Here is a 4865-nt window from a genome sequence, read left to right as displayed (position 1 = left end):
GAGGCCGGGACAAAAAGATTTTGATTTTAGGAATTCTTTATTCTAAATTTTTAAAATCGATAGATTAGACAAAAAAGCGAACAAGACCGAATTCTGAATGTCAGATAACTCGTTTTGTTCGCTTTTTATATTTAAGGTTAGACTTTTGTCCCAGCCTCTTTTCAATCTTTTTTCGTACTCAGGAGATAGAAGTATAGTCAATACCTATTTTTACTTATGATGATTATTCATTTCATAGGAAACCAAAAACGCGAAGAAAAGGCTCTCTTAATATGCAATTATCACTATTTATGCTATAATAGTTGCCAAGAAAGTAAAAGAGGAGGAAAGGATGTCTTTTCAGGACAGAAAGATAAAATATTCGATCCGCAAATTATCAGTTGCTACTGTGTCCCTTGCGATTGGATTTTTGTTTGCACCCACTGCGATTGGAGTGGACCAAACAGTCCACGCCGATGAGCTCGAATCTACAGCACAAGTGGGAAATAAGTCAGATAATCAAGCCTCAGAAGGAGCGTCTGAAGCGACAAAAATAGAGAATCAAGAGACGACTTCAACAATGGCTTCTGCGTCAGTACAAGCAGAGACTAAAGAGGACAATCAAGCTATCTTAAAATCTGCTACCCCTACTGTGACAGAGACAAGTCAAGTGACAGATTCAACTGCTCTTAGAAATTCTCAACCAGCTGCTGAAACGGTTCAGCCATCCACAGAAGGAGCTGCACAGTCGCCTTCTGCAAATGTTAGTCTGAAGAAGAGTGCTTTAGAGAACTATCTCAAAGAGTTGCGTAACAAGGATTTTTCAAGGAAAACAGATGAGAGTTTAGAAATCCTTAATGATTTGATGACAGCAGCTGATAGCGTACTTCAAACTGCGACAAAGCAAGAAGAAATTGATAAAGTTTACCGAAATCTGGTAACCTTCGTTAATTCAGGACTTCGTAATAAAAATTCAAAAGTCATCTTGGGAAAGGATAAGATTCCTTCAAAAGGAGCAGAGTCTGGAGACACTTCCTCTAAAGGAAAATTGCCTGAGGATTCTACAAAACAGACTGATACTACCTACAGAGTAGAATATAAATTTAAGAACTCAACTCCGATCTATCCTCTGCCCAATAAGATTCGCTCAATGCTTCCAGCTGCTAGTGAATTTGTAGCTCAAGCGGACGATTACAAAGATGTGATTCAACTTGAGACAACTACAGTAAGTGTTCCAACTGGTACTTGGACTTTCCATGGTTTTGATACAGCTAAATATGGAAAAGCTATTGCAGGAACGAGAGTCAAAACCATAACTGGAACGTGGAGCTTTGAGCCAAATGGTGTCGACTATGAGTTCCAGTCAACCAATCCTGATATTGCATTGCCAGCATACATTACCAAGCTGACTCCGAAAAATCCAACTGATTATAAGATGGGCGGCCTGTTTCTTACAGAAGTAGATGCTGAGCAACCGAGTGAAACGACTTATGTTGATGCAGTAAATAAGGTGACTTGGAGATTCGAAGGATACGATAAAGAAAAGGTCATTATTGGAGTGGGAAGACGGACTTTTGTTGGAAGTTGGGTACCTACTCCAAACCCAGAATATGTATTCAAATCATCTAAAGCAGGTGTCCAATTGCCACAAAGTATCTTGGACATGCTTCCGAAAGATGAGGCCTCTTACAAGATTGGCGACACAATTGTAGCCAAGCAACCGACTAAAGAATCAGTAGAAGAAGCCGAAAAAGATTACATATGGACCTTCAAGGGATATGAGCACAAGAATGCGACTTATGATGGCAAGCGCGTGATACATACTGGTATATGGGAAGTAACGCCTAGACCGCACCATGTAAGCTATCGTTTTGAAAGTGGGACGACTGGACTTTCTTTACCTGACTTTATCCAGAAGAAAACACCAAAAGACACCTCAACTTACTACAATACACAAAAAGTTCTACCAGAAGAGCTAACTACAACGACTTACACAGATGATGTGAACGACGGTATATGGACTTTTGTTGGTTACGATGCTAAAAGTAAGATTGTGAAAAAGGCTGATTTAGCTTTCATTGGTAAGTGGGAATTTAAGGCGAATCAGTATCAAGCCGCTTACCGATTCGAAAGTGCGACCGCGGGGAAAGATCTTCCAGCTGCTATCACGGCCTTATCTCCAAATGATAGTGCAACTTACGTGAATGGCGCAGCAGTTTCAGCCAAACAACCTGTTCAAACGACTTATACAGACACAGTGAATGACGGTACCTGGACGTTTAAGGGCTACGCTGCAGATAGTGCAGTCGTGAACAAGTCCGATGTAGTTTTCGTGGGTAAGTGGGTCTTTGAAGCTAACAAGTACCAAGCAGCTTATCGCTTTGAGAGTGCAACAGTAGATAAAGCTCTTCCAGCAGAAATCAAAGGTTGGACTCCAAGCGATAGTGCGACTTATCTGAATGGTGTTGCAGTTTCTGCTAAGCAGCCAATCCAAACGACCTACACAGACGTAGTGAATGATGGTATCTGGACCTTTAAGAGGTACATTCCAGCTGGTGCTGTGGTCAATAAGGCAGATGTTACCTTTGTTGGTCAGTGGGAATTTAGAGCCAATAAGTACCAAGCAAGTTACCGCTTCGAAAGTGCGACTGCTGGGAAAGGTCTTCCAGCTGCTATCACGGCCTTATCTCCAAATGATAGTGCAACTTATGTGAATGGCGCTTCTGTTTCAGCTAAGCAACCCGCTCAAACTACTTACACAGATACTGTGAACGATGGTACTTGGGCCTTCAAGGGTTACGACGCAGCTAGCGCCGTTGTCAACAAGGCTAATGTAGAGTTTGTAGGAAAATGGGCCTTTGAAGCTAACAAGTACCAAGCAAGTTACCGCTTCGAAAGTGCGACTGCTGGGAAAGCTCTTCCATCAGCCATCACCACTTTGATTCCAAGCGACAGTGCAAAATATGTGAATGGTGCCTCTGTTTGGGCTCAACAACCCGCTCAAACTACTTACACAGACGCAGTGAATGACGGTGTATGGACCTTCAAGGGCTACGCTGCAGATAGTGCTGTTATCAACAAGGCTAATGTGGAGTTTGTAGGGAAATGGGCCTTTGAAGCTAACAAGTACCAAGCAAGTTACCGTTTCGAAAGTGCGACTGCTGGCAAAGCTCTTCCAGCGGCTATCACATCCTTGACTCCAAGCGACAGTGCGACTTATGTGAATGGTGTTGCAGTTTCAGTTCAACAACCAGCGGAAACCACTTACACAGATACTGTGAATGATGGCACTTGGACCTTCAAGGGTTACGACGCAGCTAGCGCCGTTGTCAACAAGGCTAATGTAGAGTTGGTAGGTAAGTGGGAATTCAAGGCAAATCCGAAAAATGCTGAAATTTATACGCCTCAGGTAACGGAAGAAATCATCAAGGTTGGAGACAAACCAAACTTGATCGATAATGTGACGAACTTGTCAAGCCTTCCAGCTGGCACTAAGGCAGTTGATATCACACCTGTGGGCCAAATAGATACCACAAAACCAGCTACTTATAGCGGTACAGTTCGTGTTGATTATCCAGATGGTTCTTCTACTGAAGTTTCCGTACCAGTTAATGTTTTGCCTGCACCGGTAACTGAAACCTATAAAGTGACTTACCGCTTTGAAAGTGCGACAGCAGACAACAACTTGCCAGCAGAAGTATTGAGCTTACTTCCACAAAGTGGAACATATACTACAAGTTCTTCTGCAGCGATTGCTTTTGTTCCAGAAGCACCGATGCCTGTAGAAGTGGCTGCTACAAATGGTACTTGGAAATTCCTGGGCTATGAAAAAGTGGAAGAGGGAACAAGTTTGACTTTCGTAGGAAAATGGGCCTTTGAAGCGAAACAAGCTCCTAGTCCGCAACCACAACCGGAACCAGCACCGCAGCCGAAACCAGAACCACAACCGGAACCAGCACCACAGTCAAAACCAGAACCTCAGCCAAGTCCGGTTCCACCAGTGACTCCAGAAATGAAGCCAACTCAAGAGACTGATTCAGCAGCTAAAGTTCAAACGGATCAGTTAGAGAAGAAGCCTGAAAGCAAACCTGTTCCAAATGCTAAGCCAGCTGTTCCAACTCCTGCAGGAGATAAGACTAAACAAGCGACCTTACCAAATACAGGTAGCACAGCTCCAGTTTCTATCGCGGGAGCGACAACAAGTGCTCTTCTTGCGAGTCTAGGATTCATGATTCTTGGTCACAAGCGCAAAGATGATGAGGCTTAAAAGTGCAGCTCTTTGTATAAACTTTGGCTAGGACCTAATCAAATCATTAAGAGTCTTTTAAGTATCGTTTGACTTAGAAGGCTCTTATTTTTCTGAGATTTATGGATTAAGCTAAGATTGATTCACAAAAACTTAGGATTTTTTGGTATAATAGACTCAATAACAGGATAAAAGTAGGGAAAATATGACAAAAATTAAAATTGTGACAGACTCTTCGATTACGATTGAGCCTGAACTAGCAAAAGATTTGAATATTACGATAGTTCCTTTGACAGTCATGATTGACGGTGTAGTCTACTCGGATTCCAATTTGAAGGAGGGAGAGTTCCTTCAGTTGATGAAGTCTAGTAAAAATCTGCCCAAGACTAGCCAGCCACCAGTTGGAGTATTTGCAGAAGTTTTCGAAGATTTGTCAGCAGAAGATGTTCAAATTATCTCGATTCACATGTCTCATGCTTTATCTGGCACCGTAGAGGCAGCTCGTCAGGGTGCTACCTTGGCCAAAGCTGATGTAACGGTTGTCGATAGTTCTTTCACGGACCAAGCCATGAAATTCCAAGTCGTTGAGGCTGCTAAAATGGCAAAAGCCGGAGCGACTTTGGAGGAGATTTTACAAAAG

Annotated in this window: 2 protein-coding genes; both read left to right on the top strand. The window is 42.7% G+C overall.

Features of this window, described 5'->3' with window-relative positions; translation table 11 throughout:
* The first annotated feature begins 331 nt into the window (after positions 1–331).
* Positions 332–4246: an SHIRT domain-containing protein gene (locus SCRDD08_RS11100; protein ID WP_081104275.1), complete on the top strand. Its 3915-nt coding sequence runs from the start codon at positions 332–334 to the stop codon at positions 4244–4246.
* A 184-nt stretch (positions 4247–4430) separates the two neighbouring features.
* Positions 4431–4865, top strand: a 435-nt coding sequence (locus SCRDD08_RS08045; RefSeq protein ID WP_155719798.1) for a DegV family protein, incomplete at its 3' end; no start/stop codon positions are given.

This window comes from Streptococcus cristatus (assembly GCF_001578775.1).
Taxonomy (GTDB): domain Bacteria; phylum Bacillota; class Bacilli; order Lactobacillales; family Streptococcaceae; genus Streptococcus; species Streptococcus cristatus_A.
The sequence above is the reverse complement of the archived record's forward strand: the minus strand, read 5'-3'. Positions and strand labels throughout refer to the sequence as shown.